Raw genomic sequence first — 18,493 nt, 5'->3', positions numbered from 1 at the left:
TATTAGCAATGATTATTCTAAGGTAAGTTTATCTTTTGTATGTTTCGGGAGATTGTGCCCCTTGATGAGTTTCATAACCCTTAAATTCACAATACCTTAAATAATTTCACGTATCGTACTAATAGAGGAATGGAAGGTAAGGCCTATATTAACTGTGAGCAAAAGAAAAGTATTTAACAAATGTAAAATGGAATTGAGAATACAGAAGAATCCTCTCTATGAAGGGAGGATTCTTTTTATTTTTCTTGGATTTTTTTATCGTTTCTATTGCCAATTATTCCATAAAAGAAAATAGTTGTTATATCTTCAGTTAGAGGTAATATTTTTTGGTAAATATCCTCGCGTTGAATGTAGTCCTTAAGCATATGTATATAAAATAATATGGCTTCATCAGAAAGGTTCGGGTCTATAAACCTTCAATTTTTCCTTGATTAAACAATTCTGTAAAATAGGGAATGGCTTTTTCTGCGTATATTTTCTCAATATAATTGCCTTCAACTGTATATTCCTTCATCATATATTGGTAAAATTCTTCGTGGATTTGTTTGGCAACCTCTGCTTTATTAAAAATAATTTTTTTGATTTTCTCTGGAAATGGTAAGTCACCATAAACTATTTTCTCAAAATCTGATGAAGCTTGATTAACGTAATATATGAACACTTCATGGATTAGGGTATGTTTGTTTTCAAAATAATTATAAATAGTGACTTGAGAAACGTTGGCTTGCTTTGCTATTTCTGTAATTGAGACTTTTTGTACTCCATATTCCATAAATAAAGCTAATGCAGCTTTTAATATATGTTGTTTTTTTAATTCTTTCCTTCGTTCAAAACCGTTCATACAGTTCACCTCTTGTTAGTAGTGTAAACAAATTTATGTAATAAAACAAATGAAATAGTTCATAAACTCTTGTCAAACTGAAAAATTATATATATTATGAACTATATAAGTAAAAATAGTTCATAACTAAAGAAAATGAAAATATCTAAGTGAAGAGGAGCCCAAACATGTCGATTGTAAAAATAACGAATGTTAGAAAGCAGTTCGGGAGATTTCAGGCGTTAGACGGGGTTAATTTACAAGTAGATCAGGGAGAGGTTTATGGCTTTATTGGTCCTAATGGTGCAGGGAAATCTACAACTATTAGGATTTTGTTAGGGATTTTACAAGCAACCGAAGGAGAAGCGAAAATCTTTGATAAAGACGCCTGGAATGATGCAGTTGAAATTCATAAGCGCCTTGCCTATGTTCCAGGAGATGTGAACTTATGGCCGAATTTAACAGGTGGTGAAGTGATTGACCTTTTTATGAAATTAAGAGGGACAGAAATTAATACTAATAAATTAGATTTAATTGAGAGATTTAACCTTGATCCTACCAAGAAATGTAGAACGTATTCTAAAGGCAACAGGCAAAAGGTAGCCTTAGTAGCCGCATTCGCTTCAAATGCCGATTTATATATTCTAGATGAGCCTACATCTGGGTTGGATCCTTTAATGGAAAAAGTGTTTCAAGAATGTGTCCTAGAAGCAAAAAAAGTAGGGAAAAGTGTCTTGCTATCTAGTCACATTTTATCAGAGGTTGAAAAGCTGTGTGATAAGGTAGGGATTATCCGACAAGGAAAAATGATTGAAACGGGTACACTCGAAGAACTACGCCACTTAACTAGATTAAATTTACTGATCGAGACAAAAAATCCTATTACAGCTTTAAGTGATGTAACAGGAGTACATGAGATACGAACAGTGGACAAAGGGTTATCTTTACAAGTTGATGCAGAAAATCTTGATTCTGTCATGAAGTATGTAAGTCAATTTGGATTAACTAAACTAGAAAGCTCATCTCCTACCTTAGAAGATTTATTTATGCGCCATTATAAAGATAATGGTCAAAACGAAGGAGTAGGAGGCGAATCATAATGTGGAAGCAGCTCTACAACCAAACGGGAAGCATAGTTCGATTTATTGTAAGACGAGACCGAGTCCGGATGCCGATCTGGATCATTTCCTTAACTATTATTACACTTGTAACAGCTGCTGCATTTACTGATCTTTATCAGTCTGAGCAAGAGAGACAGGCAATTGCTGAAACAATGAAAAATCCTGCGATGACTGCTATGGTTGGACCAGGTTATGGGTTAGATCATTATATAGAGGGACCAATGATGGCGCATCAAATGCTTCTATTTACGGCTATTGTGGTTGCGATTATGAGCATTCTACTTGTTGCACGTCATACAAGGTTAGATGAAGAAGAGGGAAGAGTCGAATTAATTAGAGCATTACCTGTTGGTCGTCTATCGAATATTAGTGCTACTCTATCTGTTATGTTCGCTTTAAACATTGTTATAGCTTTTGCAATTGGATTTGGTTTAACTAGTTTAGGAATTGAGAGTATAGATTTAGTTGGCTCACTTTTATATGGAGCAGCCATTGGGTCAATAGGAATGTACTTTGCAGCTGTTACGGGTATGTTTGCTCAGCTCTCTGATAGTTCAAGAGGCACAATTGGTTATTCTTTTACCGTACTAGGGGTGTTTTATATAGTTCGAGCAATAGGGGATGTTGGTCATGAACCTCTATCTTGGCTTTCTCCACTAGGTTTAATATTACGTACAGAAGTATATGTTAATAATTATTGGTGGCCCGTAATTTTCACTGTTGGATCAGCAGTTCTTATTACTCTTATTACATTTTATTTAAACTCAATTCGTGATTTAAATTCGGGTTTTCTTCCCACAAGGCCTGGTCCTAAGCAAGCATCTCGTTTTTTACAAAATCCTATTGGCCTGGCTGTTAGACTTCAGAGAACAAGCATGATCGCTTGGGCTATTGGAATGTATATATTAGGGGTATCTTATGGTTCTATTTTGGGAGATTTAGAAGCTTTTATAGAAAGTAATGAAATGATGAGTCAAATGCTAAGTCCTATAGAAGGTTTGACAATGACTGAACAATTTTTAACGATGCTCATGTCCATAATTTCGATGATTTGTACAATTCCAGCTCTGATGATGATGTTGAAACTGAAAGGGGAGGAGAAAAAGAATCGAACTGAAAACTTATTGTCTGGAGCTGTATCCCGTTATAATGTAATAGGAAGTTATTTTCTTCTATCTTTCTTTTCTGGTTTTTTTATGCTGTTTTTAGCTTTTATAGGGCTATGGTCAGCTGCGACAGTTGTGATGGATGATCCGATTTCTTTTTTCACCATGTTTAAAGCGGCAATGATTTACTTGCCCGCAATTTGGTTTATGATTGCTTTAACGGTATTATTAATTGGATTATTCCCACAGTTCACAAGTTTTATTTGGTTGTATTTAGGCTATTCGTTCCTAGTGGTTTATTTAGGGAATTTATTGCCATTTCCGGAATGGATGGGCAAATTGTCTCCTTATGCTTATATTCCGAAATTGCCAGTCGAGGAGATTAACTATTTGAATATTACAGTGCTAACCGTTTTGGCAATCTTACTTGTTAATATTGGTTTTATTGCTTATAAAAAAAGAGATATCGCGGGCTAATGTATAAATATTAATACTATATTGCAATCACTAACCCAAGGGTTTAATTACCTTAGGGTTAGTTTTTATGTCTAATAAATTTACTTGTTCATTATATTTTCGAGTTCCAAAGAAGACATTGAACAAAAGAACATATATAATAATCTTTAACAAGTATTAGAATTAGGAGCTTAAAAATGTATTCAAATTTAGAAGAATGTATAATTGATCTAGAAAAAAATGGCCATTTAATTCGTATACATGAAGAGGTAGACCCGCATCTTGAAATGGCGGCTATTCATTTAAAAGTGTTTGAGGCGGGAGGTCCTGCATTATTATTTGAAAACGTAAAGGGATCAAAATTTCGTGCTGTTTCTAATCTATTTGGAACCGTTGAAAGAAGTAAATTTATTTTTAGAAAAACTTGGGACTCTACTCAAAATGTAGTTGGACTTAGAAATGATCCTATAAGTGCGTTGAAAAACCCTCTTAAACATTTAAGTACTGGTATAGCTGCTTCTAAAGCACTACCTCAAAAAAAGTCAACTAGTCTTCCTGTAAGCACTCAAGTAATCGAAATTTCTGATTTACCTCTTATTCACCACTGGCCAGATGATGGAGGTGCTTTTGTTACATTACCACAAGTGTATTCCGAGGACCCTGATAAACCAGGGATCATGAATTCGAACTTAGGGATGTATCGTGTTCAACTAAGTGGAAATGATTATGAACTTAATAAAGAAATAGGTTTACATTATCAAATTCATCGCGGTATAGGAATCCATCAAGAAAAAGCAAATCGCCTGGGGAAGCCGTTGAAAGTGAGTATCTTTATTGGAGGTCCCCCTGCTCATACTTTAGCGGCGGTAATGCCACTACCTGAGGGATTAAGTGAAATGACATTTGCTGGATTACTTTCTGGTCGACGCTTTCGTTATAGTTATATTGATGGATTTTGTATTAGTAATGACGCTGACTTTGTCATTACTGGTGAAATTCATCCTGATGAGACTAAACCAGAAGGCCCCTTTGGCGATCATCTAGGCTACTATAGCTTAATACATGACTTTCCTTTATTTAAAGTTCATAAAGTCTATGCTAAGCCCGATGCTATTTGGCCTTTTACTGTTGTTGGTCGTCCGCCTCAGGAAGACACGGCATTTGGTGATTTGATTCACGAGTTAACAGGAGACGCGATCAAAACAGAAATACCGGGTGTGAAGGAAGTCCATGCTGTCGATGCTGCAGGGGTACACCCTTTATTGTTTGCAATTGGAAGCGAACGGTACACACCGTATCAAACAACTAAACAACCAGCTGAGCTTTTGACGATTGCTAATCGCATATTAGGAACTGGGCAATTAAGCTTAGCGAAGTACCTTTTTATCACTGCAGAAGATGGCAATTCCCTCGATACTCATAAAGAGGTTGAATTTTTATCATATATACTCGAAAGAATTGACCTTCAAAGAGATATCCATTTTCAAACCAATACGACAATCGACACATTGGATTATTCTGGAACAGGGTTAAATACAGGTAGCAAAGTTGTTATCGCTGCTTATGGGGATAAAAGGCGTGAATTGTGTACAAAAGTCCCAGAAGTGTTATATGGATTGCAAGAGTTTTCAAATCCACGCTTAGTTATGCCAGGAGTTGTTGCTATACAAGGTGATAAGTTCACAAATGATAAAGATGTTAAAGCAGAAATGGAAAAGTTAGATGAGGCTTTAAATAATTCTGGACTAGACCAATCATGTCCTGTCATTGTTTTATGTGATGATAGTGAGTTTTTTAGTGAAACGATAAGTAACTTTTTATGGGCAACCTTTACGAGAAGTAATCCTTCACACGACATTCATGGTATCAACAGTCAATATGAAAATAAACATTGGGGTTGCGATATAATGATTATTGATGCACGATCAAAACCACATCACGCACCTCCTTTGATTCCAGATTCACAAGTCGAAAAAAGCATTGAACGATTTTTTGTTAATGGAGCTAGTCTAAGTATTATTAAAATAAACTAAAAGCAACACCTCTTTTACAGAGTTACTTCTGAAAAAGAGGTGTTTTTTCTTTTTTATTAGAGACCCATTCTATATATAAAATTACTTGACGGATAACCTTAACCAATATATAGTTAATTACATAAAGTAAGTATAGGTAAAAAAGATAGTTATAACTAATTATTCTTTATCACATTATTAATCTATGGAGGAATGCAAAATGACAACTTTCAAATTAGACAAAGTACACAGTGGTGTGGGGTTTCAAGTAAAGCACATGATGGTGTCAAAAACCAAGGGTGAATTCAAAGAATTTGACGTTCAAATTGAAGGGGATCTCGAAAACTTAGAAGCTTTAAAGATTGACTTGACTGTTGATGTTGCTTCTATCGACACAAATAATGATGATCGTGATGGTCATTTGCGTTCAGGTGATTTCTTTGATACAGAATCTTATCCGACTATTAAGATTGCTAGTCAATCTATCAAGAAAATTAGCGATGAAGAATATGAATTAACAGCTTTAGTAACGATCAAAGATGTCACTAATGCGGAAACATTTAAAGTTGAGTATAACGGTTTGTCGAAAAGTCCGATGGATGGAAGCATGGTTACCGGATTTGATGTTGAAGGAAAAATAAACCGAGAATCTTATGGATTAACTTGGAATGCTGCACTTGAAACTGGTGGAGTGTTGATAGGGAAAGACGTAAAATTAAGCGCTAACTTTGAGTTTGTAGTTGAATAAAAAGTAATAGATTGTGGAGACCATTAATCATTTATTGATGATTAATGGTTTTTAAATTTTGTTTGAAACGCAGGCAGGCTCGTTATCACTAGAACGTTTTAAATTAAACGTTATTAAAAAGCCTCTTTACTTCCTATTATATTATTTATAAAATGAATGGTTAGAGAGGTGTGTAGCATGAAACAATTCATAATCACAACATTGATATTATTATTAGTTTTAAGTGGTATAAGCTTCGGAATAAGTTTGTATTTAAATATTCAATGGGTGAATATTGCCTTTATGGTTGGTGCACTCAGTCTTTTGCTATCTACTGGAGGAACAGCAACCGAAGCTCATCTTGCAATGAAAACGTTAGGGAATTATGTTCCTAAAAATGGAAATAAACTGCTATCACTTAGTCCATTACTAGTCAGTTCATTATTAATTTTGATAATCAGTTTTTTGTTAGCTTTCTTTAGTTAATTTAATCTGATCATAGGGTACTATAATCTTTTATTTAGATTAGTACCCTATTTTTAAAAACCGACTTGACAAATCTGAATTGTAAGAATACTATATCAATAATAAACTAAACTTAATGTAAATATAAGCACCAGCACTTAAAAGATGATGCGGTTTCTTCTACACTTTAAAACCAACTAAACTCATAAGTTTTATCGGTCGAGTTTGTTTATTATATTAAATATGAGGAGTTGGAAAAGATGAGCTTTGAGATCGGGTTTGTGTTAATAATTGTTTTGGGGATGCTCATCTGTTTGGTTAAAGAAGTTGCACGACCGGATTTTATCTTATTTTTCAGTTTGGCGATTTTAGTTCTTGGAGGTGTCTTAGCTCCAGGAGATGCATTGAAGGGTTTTTCTAACGAAGGGATGTTAACGGTTGCTCTTTTATTTATTGTGGCTGGTGCGATAAAGCAAAGTGGAGTACTAAATAAGCTTGTTTTAATAGCGTTAGGGAATGGAAAAGGTCAAAGACGTTCTTTATTTCGAATGATGCTGCCAGTCACTGGATTATCTGCTTTTTTAAATAATACTCCTATTGTCGTGATGTTTACTCCTGTTGTCCGAAAATGGTGTAAAGAACACAATATATCGCCATCTAAATTCTTGTTACCATTGTCTTATGCAACTATCTTTGGTGGAACATGGACGTTAATTGGAACATCAACTAACCTGGTCGTTCATGGATTTATGTTGGAAAGAGGATTAAGTGGTTTTACGATGTTCCAATTAGCAATTGTCAGTATTCCAGCTAGTATTCTAGGAATAATTTTTATGATTACGATTGGATACAAACTTTTACCTGAGAGAAAAACGTCTGAAGAATCGTTTGAAGAAACTTCGAAAGAATATCTTTCTGAGGCAAGTGTAGAAGTGAATTCTCCTTTAATTGGTAAAACAATTGAGGATGCCGGACTTAGACATTTAAAAGGGCTCTACTTGATAGCAGTAATTAGAAATGGTGAGAAGACAGTTCCTGTGTCTTCTTTCTATAAATTAAAAGAAAATGATCGTTTAATCTTTACGGGAGTTTTCTCTACAATTGTTGAATTACAGAATATTAAAGGATTAAAGGTTGAAACAGGCACTGATTTGGAATTGGGGGATTTACAAAACGGAACTTCTTCCCTTATTGAAGCTGTTATTTCGCATCAGTCCTCTTTAATACATCAATCAGTAAAGGAAAGTGGATTCCGTAGTAAATACGATGCTGGTGTTGTTGCAGTTCATCGAAATGAAGAAAGAATTAATAGTAAGGTTGGAGATATTAAATTAAAGCCTGGTGATACGTTACTACTTTTAACGAATAAAGATTTTATTAAAAGATGGAAAAGTACAAATGACTTCTATCTATTGACAGCGGTAGAAGAACCTGAGATTATCGACACTAAAAAATCATTCATTGCCGTTTTTACATTGCTAGCCATGATTCTGCTTGCAGCATTTGAGATCTTGCCGATGTTCAAAGCCGCACTCCTTGCAGTAGTCATTTTGTTTGCAACGAAAGTTATTTCTTTTACGGGAGCGAGAAAATTTATTCAATTAGATGTATTGATCGTGATTGCTTGTGCAATTGGGATAGGAATTGGTTTAGAACAAACTGGGGCTGCTGCTTTGATTGCTAACCATTTTGTTCAAATTACACAAGGTTTTGGTGTGATAGGGGCTATCTTTGTTGTTTATTTCCTTACAAGTTTTTTTACGGAAATTATAACAAACAATGCTGCGGCTGTGTTAATGTTTCCGATTTCTTTACATGTAGCCGAACAGTTATCAGTTGAACCAATGGCATTTTTTGTAACGATTGCCATTGCAGCTTCTGCTAGTTTTGCTACTCCAATTGGATATCAAACTAACTTGATTGTATATGGTCCAGGTGGATATCGTTTTTCGGATTACTTAAAGATCGGCATTCCACTAAATATTATTTATTTGATAGTGACAGTTGGAATTGTTTATTATGTTTGGGTTGTATAAGGGGCGTATGCCTCTTTTTTTATGCTCAAAAAAAAGTCGCTACATGATAATAACGACTACTTATAGTACTTATGAACTGTTTAGCATTAATTAATCCAATTGAAAGGTAATTTAAGATTTTGTCTGGAATAATTCTTTAGACTTTCTTTTAAACTTTCTTAACGAACGTAAAAATAGAGATTTCACATCTACACCGTCTCTAATTCTTTCGTAAGTGGATTCAAATTTCACTGCCTGACATGGATATTGATCACCATTTGCATCTGTTATGAGATAATCTCCTGGATATCCTTTTAAGGAACCTTCAGTTGTCTCGATTGTTATCGTTCTCGAGATCTTTACAGCTTCAACTATCACAGGTTTACTTCTGTATCTAGCCACTTATTCATCACTCCTTTCAAAGCAATTTTTTGTTCATAAGTCCACTTTGATATTTATACAGCTTATTCATACAATTATGAAAATGTGAAAATAGCCTAGTTGGTTCCTATTGAAGAGCCTAAGCATAGATCTAAAATAAAAATAGAAACATAATTAATAGTATAGGGGAGTTATATTACCACTCAATTATGGAAAAAAAGAAAATGAGAGGTGATAATGATGTCTAGAAAAACAATTAATTATGTAAGGGTTGGAAACGCAGTTGTATTAGCTTTGTTATTTGCAAGTTGGCTTAACATTTTCTTTATTCAGCCCTATATTGTCAGTGGTAGTTCTATGGAGCCTACACTTGCGGGAGAAAGTCTTTTAGATACCGATAAGGTTGGAGATCGAATCATCGTATTTAAAAGCGCATATTTAATGGGGAACGCGCCTGCATATGGTGAAATGGTTATAATTGATAGTAGAGTTGATAAAATTAGAACACTTAAAGATCAGTTTTTTGATAGTCCTATTCTGGCCTTTTTTTCGAACAAATATAGTAATGAAGGAAACATATGGATAAAACGTGTTATAGGTGAAGCGGGAGATACAATTGAATTTAATGATGGACATATTTATAGAAACGGTGACTTACTAGTTGAAGATTATATAAAAGAGGAAATGCGGTTACCTGATGAGTTGTTTATCATACCTGAGGATCATATTTTTGTGATGGGAGATAACAGGAATAACAGTTCTGACAGTAGAGAAATTGGACCAGTTCCAGTAGAGAATGTAGTCGGAAAAGTGGTATTACGATTTTATCCTTTTCATAGATTTAATCTATTGTAAAGTGCACTTTAATATAACAATAGCCCGATTTTATTTTTTTAACAAAAATGAATCGGGCTATTGTTATAAGAGTGAAGATATAATCAAAAATTCAATCCAGGTTGAGCAAATAACTAATAACTTAATTCTTTATTGTATAATTATAGAGATAGTTGCAGTTGAAATTATTAACATCGAAAGAAGGTTTAAATTTTGGGGAATAAATATTGGATTAAGGCAAACTCAAATCACTTACATGGTTCGTTTAATCATACATATAAACCAATTCTCACCATTCAATCAGGAGATCAGGTTGAATACACAACTGTCGATATTGGATGGGGTTATAACGATAAAAATGGGGAAAGAACAGAATATACTTCACGTGAAAAGGAAGAATATTGGGGCCATCCTATTATAGGACCTATCGCAATTGAAGAAGCGAAGCCTGGATTTACATTAGAAATAAAAATTAACGATTTAATTCCAGGTTGGTATGGATGGAACTGTGCAGGTGGGAAAGATAACTGGCACAATAATAAACTTGGTTTAACCCAAAGTAAAGAAATAAGACTTGATTGGAATGTTGATCGTGAGAAAATGATCGCTACTACAGTTAGGAATAACAAATCATTCTCGGTATCAATAAACCCGTTTATGGGTGTGATGGCAACAGCACCTAAAGAAGTAGGTATGCATTCAACCATTCCTCCTAGATACTGTGGTGGCAATATTGATTGTAAGGAACTTGTTAAAGGGAGTTCGTTGTTTCTCCCCATTGTGGTAGAAGGGGGATTATTCTCAGTAGGAGACGGTCATGCTGCTCAAGGTGATGGTGAAGTATCAGGACAAGCAATAGAATGCCCAATGGATGTAGTTGATTTAACATTTATTGTACATAAAGATTTGTCACTTAAAATGCCAAGAGCGAAAACGCCCACAGGTTGGGTGACTTTTGGATTCCATGAGGATTTAAATGAAGCGACTGTTATGGCATTAGATGAAATGATTGCTTTAATTCAACAGTTATATGATGTTGACAAAGTTGAGGCTACTGCATTAGCAAGCGTTTCGGTTGATTTAAGAATTACACAAATAGTAAATCAAGTAAAAGGAGTTCATGCTATCTTGCCGAACGGAGTACTTCGTTAAAGGAGAGAAATTCCGCCTCTTTTTGAAATTATTGTTTTTTTTATGATTGAAAATCATTGCTAAAGTCCACACTAGTATTAGAAGTTATTTAAAAGTTATTATGATTAGATGAAGGGGCGAATTTTATGACATTAGACTGGTTTGATAGAGTTTCTGCAGAACTTCAAGATAATTTAGAATCAATTTGTGAGAAGTATGATCAAATAGGTCATATGTCAATCGACAAGGGTGCTAAGCATCCACGTATAGAATTTTTTGTGGAAACAGAAGAACTGGACCGTGAATATTTCTGTACTTTATTTTTTGATCCTTTTAATAACGAGTTTTATATTGAATCTTATGATTTAGATTTAGATTTAACTTCAAGAACTATTCTTGAGGATATTGAAGATATTATTGACGTAGTCCATGAGAGTTTTCACGATTTTATGAATGATGATGAAGATGATTATGTAGTTGTTGATGAGTATGATTCAGATGATGTACATGAAGAAGATAAATATTATTTAGACGATGAGGAAGAAGACGACGATTATGAGACATTGGACGTCGAATGGGAAACTCCTGAGGTCACTGCTTATATTGATGATGAAGAGGCTCTTGAAATCACTTATAAATTTGGTGTCATTCAAGAAACAGGAGACGGAATTTTACAGAGAATCAACCGAGTCAGAACAGAAGATGATGATTTAATAAAAGATGAATTTAATTTTATTTTTAGTAAAGATGAAGCTAGTACGATTATTGCTATGATTGCAAGTCATATGGATTCAATTAAAAGTTTAGATACTGATTATTAAGACTTATGAAATACATAAAAAGAAGGATTTGTAGCTTTCATGCTATTACTCCTTCTTTTTTAGTGATTTCAGAAAAGGACAAGCATCTAAAGAGGATGGAGTGTCGTGTAAAAAATATTGTTTCCACTCATAATTATCTTGTTTGCCGTAACTATTTAGATTCGGATGGGGTGGTAATTCATCATATTCTGATAATCGTTTTCGGATATGTGATTTAATTTTTTTTGAATAAGAAGGTGTAGATTGAAATTCTTCTAATACCCATCTTGGAGTAATTGCGAACATGTAATAAGGAAAGGAACGGCTGTTTCTATTTTTATGAGCTGGAGTGGCACAATACATAAAGTATTGCTCACCATGGAAACAAAATTCCCATTCTGGATTTGTAGGGGATAAAGGGATACACTCTGGCCATTCTTGCTGGTCAAGTTCATGTAGCTGTGTGAGCTGTGACCAGAACAACGTTTCAAACTCTAAAATGGTATTTGTTTTTAAATCGTTTGGGGTTTGAAAAAAGACTATCAGAGTTGAATATTTTCCGAAAGATCTCGATAGTAAAGAATATTCTCTAAGAATGTTTGCCAATTGAGAGGTGCTTTGTTGATTCCTAGGATCGTTAATAAAAGAGAATCTTAAATGGTTTTGGTAGAATGACTGTACAGCTGGGATGCAGGGAAATGGCTTTATAGTGTCTGTTATTTTTTCTTTAAACTTAATGTAAGCATCTTTCTTCCAATCCTTTAATTGTGTTACTTCTAGGCTAGTTAATAAAGTCATAATCTACCTCCTAACGTTAACATATGAAACAATGTTTATTAGGTGAGTATTATGATTAACGAACTAGTTGAAGCATCACTGTGTTGGACTCAGCAAGCAATGTGTTCATTAAGCCTACAGAGTCCATTTGTGAAGATAACTATGATTTCCAAATTTAAAAGGTCGGTAATTGATCTAAGTTATTTTCTTTTATTCCATCTGGTTCACTTCTTAATATATCTCTTCCGTATTTATGAAAAACGTCTACATGGTTTAATTTTCCTTGTTTTGCTTCTGTTAATGCCGTTAAGTAATCTAACTCTCTTCCTGTGTTCGTTTTAAATGCTATCAAATCACCATCTTCATTTTTTCGTACAGCAACAACTTCTTCTTGATCGCTTCTTAAAGGTTGTATATCCTCTGCCATTTCAATTTGGCCTTGTGTACGATATTGCTCATATATTTGTTCAAAACGGTCATTTTTCATCTGAACTCCTCCTTTTTTCGTTATCTTTCTCCAAAATGATTAATTTCATGTTTTTACAGATTTTTAAGCAAAATGATAATAAGTAAAATGAAAGGGGGAATAACTAATCACTGAAACTATAGATAACCTTTACAATATCTTTACAAAATCTTTACAATTCGTTTCTTTACATTAAGTTCACAATTTCTTAATATATATAAGGGGATTGTAACTTTGTAGAAATTTGTCGAGAGACGATGAGAAGGGTTGATGAAATGGATTTACAGACATTATTGTTTATGTTTTTTGGAGGCTTGGGGATCTTCTTATTTGGTATTAAATATATGGGGGACGGCCTACAAAAAGCTGCTGGTGACCGACTTAGAGAGATATTAGATCGTTTCACGACCAATCCAATTATGGGTGTTTTTGCAGGAATATTTGTAACGATTCTTCTACAAACAAGTACTGGAACAACGGTTTTAACAATTGGGTTAGTTAATGCTGGTTTTATGACATTAAAACAAGCTATTGGTGTCATTATGGGAGCTAACATAGGTACAACAGTAACCGCCTTTATTATTGGTATAAAAATATCTAAATTTGCATTGCCGATTATCGCGGTTGGTACATTCTTAATCTTCTTCTTTAAAAACAACAAAGTAAACAACTATGGACAAGTTATCTTTGGGTTCGGAGCTCTTTTTTATGGTTTGAATTTAATGGGAGATGCCATGAAACCATTAAGAGATGTTCAAGCATTTGCAGATTTAACTGTTAGTATGAGTGAAAATGCCCTTTTAGGTGTATTAATTGGAACTGTGTTTACAATGATTGTTCAGAGTTCATCTGCTTCAATTGGGTTATTGCAAACCTTATATTCACAAGGATTGATGGACTTACAGGCAGCTTTACCTGTTTTGTTTGGGGATAATATTGGTACGACGATAACCGCTGTTTTAGCCTCTCTAGGTGCTTCTATTGCTGCAAGAAGAGCTGCTTTAACGCATGTTATTTTCAACTTGATCGGTACAGTAATTGTATTAATTTTGTTTATCCCTTATTTGTACTTAATAGGTCGCTTGCAAGATCTACTAGCACTTAATCCAGAAATGACAATTGCCTTTGCGCACGGAATCTTTAATGTATCTAATACGTTAATTCAATTACCATTTATTGCAATGCTTGCTATAATTGTAACAAAGATTATTCCAGGACAAGATTCAGCAATTGAATATAAGGCACTTCATTTAGATGAGAGATTTATAAGAGAATCTCCTTCAATTGCATTAGGACAAGGGAAAAAAGAAGTGTTAAGAATGGCTGAGTTGTCTGAAAAAGGCCTAGAAGCAGTCGGAGAATATATGAAGACTCATGACAAGAAACACGGAGAATTAATCCCTCAATTTGAAGATGCCATAAATAATTTAGATCGGAAGATAACAGATTACCTGGTCCAACTTTCTTCTCACTCACTGTCTAATGAGGATTCGAGACTTCATTCCACTTTGATGGATACAATTCGAGACATTGAGCGTATTGGAGACCATATGGAAAACATCATGGAGCTTGTTGAATCTCAACTTGCTAACAAAGTGAAATTTTCTGATTCTGCGATCGCAGATTTAGATGAGATGTTTGATTTAACGCTTTCGACTGTTAGACAATCGTTTAAATCATTGGAGACAAATAATATCGAAGAAGCTAGATCTGTACTTGAGAAAGAAGAAAAGATTGATAAAATGGAAAGAGATTTAAGAAAGAAACATATTGCACGTGTTAATGAAAACAAATGTACGGGTTCAGCAGGAATTATTTATGTTGACATTGTAAGTAACTTAGAACGTATTGGTGATCACGCAGTAAACATTGCGGAAGTAGTTATTGGGGAAGAATAAAGTACCACTAAAAAACGGCTGAAACCAGCCGTTTTTTTCTATTTAAAATTTTAATTGGAGTGGACTGAGTGCATAAAAACAAGGTTTTCTCGTATGATAAAAGTAATAATACTTTACAGTGAAATATAAAAAGTAAAACAACTAATTTGCTTGCTTCATTCGTTTAGACTTACAATGAAAGGTATACAACATCTTCATACTTTTATACAAATACAAGTCGGATTATTAAAGGAGCACACACATGAATAAGCTAATGAGCGTGTATCCACAAGCTGTTGAACATACTAAGATTAAAGTTCTTGAAGATATGGATCGTTACCTTGAAACATTAGATACATTGCCACCTTTTGAGAAGTACATATCAGACCGGGTAAACTACCTGGAACAAATTTGGATGAATGTTTGGTTAAATAAAGTCACAAATGATATCTCAAAAAAAGAAAAAAAGGCGCTTCTGCAGGAAAGAAATTATGAAGTAGAGGGGATCGACAAAAAGATTTTAAATCGCTTGTTTAGGAATGAAATGAGAGATTTTAAACCATTTCAAGTTCTTGAATGGTTAAAAAAATTATATTCCAATGACCTTAAAGGTTGGGAAGATAAGTATAGAAAGGCAAAAGAAAAATATGCTCAATTCTTAGATGAAGAAGAGAAAGTACAAAAGCGAAAAGGGATTCAAAACGGAGTAGTAGCTGCATTAAATAAGCTGATGGAAGAACAAGAACTAACCACGTACCTTTATATACGCCACCGAGTAAGTGTTAAGTTGAAAAACGATCTAACAACTAAACCAAAATATAAAATTATTGATACGGTTCGGATAGAAGAACAACTTGAAAGCATAGGTCCGTTTAATCCAGATGATTATTTTACTGTTTCAAAATTTTTTGATGAATTAACTGGACGAGTTCATAAAGCATTTTATTGGGAATATGAATCATATTTTTATGAATATGATCATTTTCTTTCATATATCTTATTAGAACGTGTTAGTGAACAAGTCATTCCATACATTGCTGATGACATTATTACAGAATACCATGAATTGTACGGTGAACCCTTAAAAGCATCCAAAGTGAAAGGGATTGTAGAGTTATCACTTGAACATTGGCATAAAAAATACTTTTCGTTAATTCAATCGGAGCTTTTTCAAGATCTTTTGAGACTCTCTGAGGTTGCATACGATCCAGTGGAACATGAAAAAAGATACAAACAAGATTTATTAGACCGAGAACAGAAGAAACAAGAAGAGGAAGAGGAAATCCGTAAGAAACAGGAAGAAGAAACTAGAATACTTGATGACATTTTCGGTCGTGAATATAGACCTTCTGCTGGACGGAGTATTTCATATGTTTTACACATAGGTGAGACGAACACTGGAAAGACACATCATGCTCTTGAAAGAATGATGAAGGCTAAAAGTGGCCTTTATTTAGCTCCTTTAAGACTACTTGCGTTAGAGGTATATGATAAGCTAAACGCGAATGGAGTACCGTGTGCATTAAAAACTGGGGAAGAAGAAAAGACGGTAGCAGGTGCAAAACATCATTCTTGTACAGTTGAAATGTTTTACGAAAAAGAATCGTATGACGTCATTGTTATAGATGAATCTCAAATGATTGCTGATAAAGATCGTGGATTTTCTTGGTACAAAGCCATTACAAAAGCCAATGCTGACGAGGTTCATATTATTGGTAGTCGAAATGTAGAGAAAATGATTCTCCAACTTTTAGGAGATGCAGAAAATGTTGAGATATTTGATTACAGCCGTGATATCCCATTAAAAGTTGAGAGAAAAGAATTTAATATGAATCAAACAAAAAACGGAGATGCCTTAGTTTGTTTTTCAAGACGTAGGGTACTTGAAACCGCCTCAAGACTTCAAAAGAATGGCTATTCAGTAAGTATGATCTATGGCAGTATGCCACCAGAAACGAGAAAAAAGCAAATGCAGCGTTTCATTGATGGTGAGACCACCGTTATTGTCTCAACTGATGCGATTGGAATGGGATTAAATTTACCTATACGAAGGATTGCTTTTTTAGAAAATGATAAATTTGATGGTTCGAGGAGACGCAGGCTTACCTCACAGGAAGTGAAACAAATAGCTGGACGTGCAGGTCGGAAAGGCTTATATGATGTAGGCAAAGTGGCCTTTTCAGCAGATATTAAGTTAATGAAACATCTTCTTCAAAAAGAGGATGATTCTATCCAAACGTTTGCGATTGCTCCAACAACATCTGTGTTTGAACGATTTCAGAAATATTATCGTGATTTAGGTACGTTCTTTGAGTTATGGGAAAAGTTTGATAGCCCTAAAGGAACAAAAAAAGCTTCTTTATCAGAAGAAAGAGAGCTTTATGAGAGCATTAAAGGAACTGAAATAGAAGCTAGGTTATCCATGATGGATCTATACGGTTTTTTACATTTACCATTCTCAACAAAGGATCCTGGTCTTGTTGAACAATGGCAAGAAAAGATGAGAGCGATTGTAAAGGGGGTTGAGCTTCCTGAACCGCAAATTACAACGGGCACTCTTGAGGAAATGGAACTTTCTTATAAATCGATTGGACTCCACTTACTTTTTCTATATAGATTAGATCAAAGAACCGAGGCCATTTACTGGGAGCGGGTACGAGAAGAGATTAGTGATGGTGTGCATGAATATTTAAAAAATGATGTTAAGAATTTAACGAAAAAATGCAAGCATTGTGGTCAAAGGCTGCACTGGGACCATGCATTCACCATTTGTGATTCCTGTTATGTTTCTAGACATAAAAAAAGGGATCAAGGACATTACAGAAATAGAAGATCTTATAGGTAAGTAAAAGTAAACACCTTATATAGGGGCATTAGATCCTTATATAAGGTGCCGTTACGGTAAAATGATCTACTCGACTTCGAGTATCCGGTAGCCATGCTTATCTAGATCATGAAGTATTTTTGATAATTTTGGGGTTTCCTCGATTTTAATAAGTAATCTTCTTAAATAATTTGAATCAGCTTCAAACCCAATGTCAGAAATAATATTGACATTATATTTGTTAATGATTTTAGCAATCCCAAGCAAGGTTCCTACAGAATCATGAACACCTAGTAAAATTCTAATTCCTTTGACTCCAACACCAAAGCAAGATTCTAACGTTTGTTCAATGATTGAACGTTTAATAATACCAACAAACTCTTCTCCGTCTACAACGGGTACAAATGGATAACGAACAATGATCGGCAGACAATCTTCAAAATGACTTTTCTTTAAATCAACAAACTCAATCGCCTCTTTGTCAATACAAGGTCCTATGTTATGCTGATGTAATTCTTTCAATGTTAACGTGTCTGGCTGGGTTTCATAATAGCTAAGAATAGAGCGTTTACTTAGGATGCCTAGGAACGTACCGTCTGCAACGACTGGAAGACTATAATGAGATTTACCAAAAATAGAGAGGGATTCACCAATTGTCATAGTTGGATCCAACAAAGTTAA

16 protein-coding genes are annotated in these 18,493 nt (G+C 34.4%); 11 read left to right on the top strand and 5 right to left on the bottom strand.

The genetic code is table 11. The annotated features are described in order from the left end of the window. Positions 1–406: 406 nt before the first annotated feature. Positions 407–841 (bottom strand): TetR/AcrR family transcriptional regulator, encoded by a 435-nt coding sequence (locus tag JCM9157_RS20475; RefSeq protein ID WP_369384781.1) that lies wholly within the window; start codon positions 839–841, stop codon positions 407–409. Positions 842–1,008: 167 nt separating this feature from the next. Between JCM9157_RS20475 and JCM9157_RS20470 the strand changes: the two genes are divergently transcribed. The 6 genes from JCM9157_RS20470 to JCM9157_RS20445 all read left to right on the top strand — a co-directional run bounded on the left by JCM9157_RS20470 (position 1,009) and on the right by JCM9157_RS20445 (position 8,743). Continuing rightward, on the top strand, positions 1,009–1,920 hold the full coding sequence (locus tag JCM9157_RS20470) for an ABC transporter ATP-binding protein (RefSeq protein WP_035667764.1): 912 nt from the start codon (positions 1,009–1,011) through the stop codon (positions 1,918–1,920). Next, entirely contained in the window at positions 1,920–3,524 is a 1,605-nt protein-coding gene (locus JCM9157_RS20465) for an ABC transporter permease (RefSeq protein ID WP_035667762.1), read from the top strand. The genes JCM9157_RS20470 and JCM9157_RS20465 overlap by 1 nt, the downstream gene beginning before the upstream one ends. Before the next feature lie 176 nt (positions 3,525–3,700). Then, positions 3,701–5,536 carry a UbiD family decarboxylase gene (locus JCM9157_RS20460; RefSeq protein ID WP_035667760.1) on the top strand — a complete coding sequence of 612 codons (1,836 nt, stop codon included), beginning with the start codon at positions 3,701–3,703 and terminating at the stop codon, positions 5,534–5,536. Between the two features lie 199 nt (positions 5,537–5,735). Beyond that, positions 5,736–6,263: a YceI family protein gene (locus tag JCM9157_RS20455; RefSeq protein ID WP_035667758.1), complete on the top strand. Its 528-nt coding sequence runs from the start codon at positions 5,736–5,738 to the stop codon at positions 6,261–6,263. 177 nt (positions 6,264–6,440) lie between these two features. Continuing rightward, complete coding sequence (locus JCM9157_RS20450; RefSeq protein ID WP_035667756.1) at positions 6,441–6,728, top strand: hypothetical protein; 288 nt, start codon at positions 6,441–6,443, stop codon at positions 6,726–6,728. A 239-nt stretch (positions 6,729–6,967) separates the two neighbouring features. Next, on the top strand, positions 6,968–8,743 hold the full coding sequence (locus tag JCM9157_RS20445) for an SLC13 family permease (RefSeq protein ID WP_035667754.1): 1,776 nt from the start codon (positions 6,968–6,970) through the stop codon (positions 8,741–8,743). Positions 8,744–8,854: 111 nt separating this feature from the next. Here the strand turns inward: JCM9157_RS20445 and JCM9157_RS20440 are convergent, their stop codons facing one another. Then, positions 8,855–9,124: a hypothetical protein gene (locus JCM9157_RS20440; protein ID WP_175576999.1), complete on the bottom strand. Its 270-nt coding sequence runs from the start codon at positions 9,122–9,124 to the stop codon at positions 8,855–8,857. 219 nt (positions 9,125–9,343) lie between these two features. Here JCM9157_RS20440 and lepB point away from each other — a divergent pair, with 219 nt between their 5' ends. The 3 genes from lepB (at position 9,344) to JCM9157_RS20425 (ending at position 11,889) form a co-directional block, all read left to right on the top strand. Then, on the top strand, positions 9,344–9,958 hold the full coding sequence (lepB, locus tag JCM9157_RS20435) for a signal peptidase I (protein ID WP_148296928.1): 615 nt from the start codon (positions 9,344–9,346) through the stop codon (positions 9,956–9,958). Positions 9,959–10,150: 192 nt separating this feature from the next. After that, positions 10,151–11,089 (top strand): acetamidase/formamidase family protein, encoded by a 939-nt coding sequence (locus JCM9157_RS20430; RefSeq protein WP_035667752.1) that lies wholly within the window; start codon positions 10,151–10,153, stop codon positions 11,087–11,089. A 125-nt stretch (positions 11,090–11,214) separates the two neighbouring features. Next, positions 11,215–11,889: a hypothetical protein gene (locus tag JCM9157_RS20425; RefSeq protein WP_035667750.1), complete on the top strand. Its 675-nt coding sequence runs from the start codon at positions 11,215–11,217 to the stop codon at positions 11,887–11,889. 45 nt (positions 11,890–11,934) lie between these two features. Here JCM9157_RS20425 and JCM9157_RS20420 read toward each other — a convergent pair whose 3' ends face one another. Together JCM9157_RS20420 and JCM9157_RS20415 are read right to left on the bottom strand one after the other, a co-directional pair. After that, positions 11,935–12,666 (bottom strand): YqcI/YcgG family protein, encoded by a 732-nt coding sequence (locus tag JCM9157_RS20420; RefSeq protein ID WP_035667747.1) that lies wholly within the window; start codon positions 12,664–12,666, stop codon positions 11,935–11,937. A 154-nt stretch (positions 12,667–12,820) separates the two neighbouring features. Continuing rightward, entirely contained in the window at positions 12,821–13,132 is a 312-nt protein-coding gene (locus tag JCM9157_RS20415) for a DUF3892 domain-containing protein (RefSeq protein ID WP_035667744.1), read from the bottom strand. Between the two features lie 254 nt (positions 13,133–13,386). Here JCM9157_RS20415 and JCM9157_RS20410 point away from each other — a divergent pair, with 254 nt between their 5' ends. Both JCM9157_RS20410 and JCM9157_RS20405 read left to right on the top strand, forming a co-directional pair. After that, positions 13,387–15,009: a Na/Pi cotransporter family protein gene (locus tag JCM9157_RS20410; RefSeq protein WP_035667742.1), complete on the top strand. Its 1,623-nt coding sequence runs from the start codon at positions 13,387–13,389 to the stop codon at positions 15,007–15,009. 241 nt (positions 15,010–15,250) lie between these two features. Further along, positions 15,251–17,833 carry a helicase-related protein gene (locus tag JCM9157_RS20405; RefSeq protein WP_035667740.1) on the top strand — a complete coding sequence of 861 codons (2,583 nt, stop codon included), beginning with the start codon at positions 15,251–15,253 and terminating at the stop codon, positions 17,831–17,833. A gap of 66 nt (positions 17,834–17,899) precedes the next feature. On the opposite strand, the gene JCM9157_RS20400 is transcribed toward JCM9157_RS20405, so the two are convergent. Further along, positions 17,900–18,493: CBS domain-containing protein (locus JCM9157_RS20400; protein ID WP_035667738.1), on the bottom strand; the 594-nt coding region annotated here is incomplete at its 5' end.

Source organism: Halalkalibacter akibai JCM 9157, from assembly GCF_000513135.1.
In the GTDB taxonomy this organism is placed as follows: domain Bacteria; phylum Bacillota; class Bacilli; order Bacillales; family Bacillaceae_D; genus Halalkalibacter; species Halalkalibacter akibai.
Note: the sequence above shows the minus strand (reverse complement) of the source record. Positions and strands in the feature narration are given on the sequence as shown.

Bases quoted from the DNA above. Each gene is read 5' to 3' on its own strand.
- JCM9157_RS20475 (WP_369384781.1), bottom strand. From the start codon at position 841: ATGAACGGTTTTGAACGAAGGAAAGAATTAAAAAAACAACATATATTA.
- JCM9157_RS20470 (WP_035667764.1), top strand. From the start codon at position 1,009: ATGTCGATTGTAAAAATAACGAATGTTAGAAAGCAGTTCGGGAGATTT.
- JCM9157_RS20465 (WP_035667762.1), top strand. From the start codon at position 1,920: ATGTGGAAGCAGCTCTACAACCAAACGGGAAGCATAGTTCGATTTATT.
- JCM9157_RS20460 (WP_035667760.1), top strand. From the start codon at position 3,701: ATGTATTCAAATTTAGAAGAATGTATAATTGATCTAGAAAAAAATGGC.
- JCM9157_RS20455 (WP_035667758.1), top strand. From the start codon at position 5,736: ATGACAACTTTCAAATTAGACAAAGTACACAGTGGTGTGGGGTTTCAA.
- JCM9157_RS20450 (WP_035667756.1), top strand. From the start codon at position 6,441: ATGAAACAATTCATAATCACAACATTGATATTATTATTAGTTTTAAGT.
- JCM9157_RS20445 (WP_035667754.1), top strand. From the start codon at position 6,968: ATGAGCTTTGAGATCGGGTTTGTGTTAATAATTGTTTTGGGGATGCTC.
- lepB (WP_148296928.1), top strand. From the start codon at position 9,344: ATGTCTAGAAAAACAATTAATTATGTAAGGGTTGGAAACGCAGTTGTA.
- JCM9157_RS20425 (WP_035667750.1), top strand. From the start codon at position 11,215: ATGACATTAGACTGGTTTGATAGAGTTTCTGCAGAACTTCAAGATAAT.
- JCM9157_RS20420 (WP_035667747.1), bottom strand. From the start codon at position 12,666: ATGACTTTATTAACTAGCCTAGAAGTAACACAATTAAAGGATTGGAAG.
- JCM9157_RS20415 (WP_035667744.1), bottom strand. From the start codon at position 13,132: ATGAAAAATGACCGTTTTGAACAAATATATGAGCAATATCGTACACAA.
- JCM9157_RS20410 (WP_035667742.1), top strand. From the start codon at position 13,387: ATGGATTTACAGACATTATTGTTTATGTTTTTTGGAGGCTTGGGGATC.
- JCM9157_RS20405 (WP_035667740.1), top strand. From the start codon at position 15,251: ATGAATAAGCTAATGAGCGTGTATCCACAAGCTGTTGAACATACTAAG.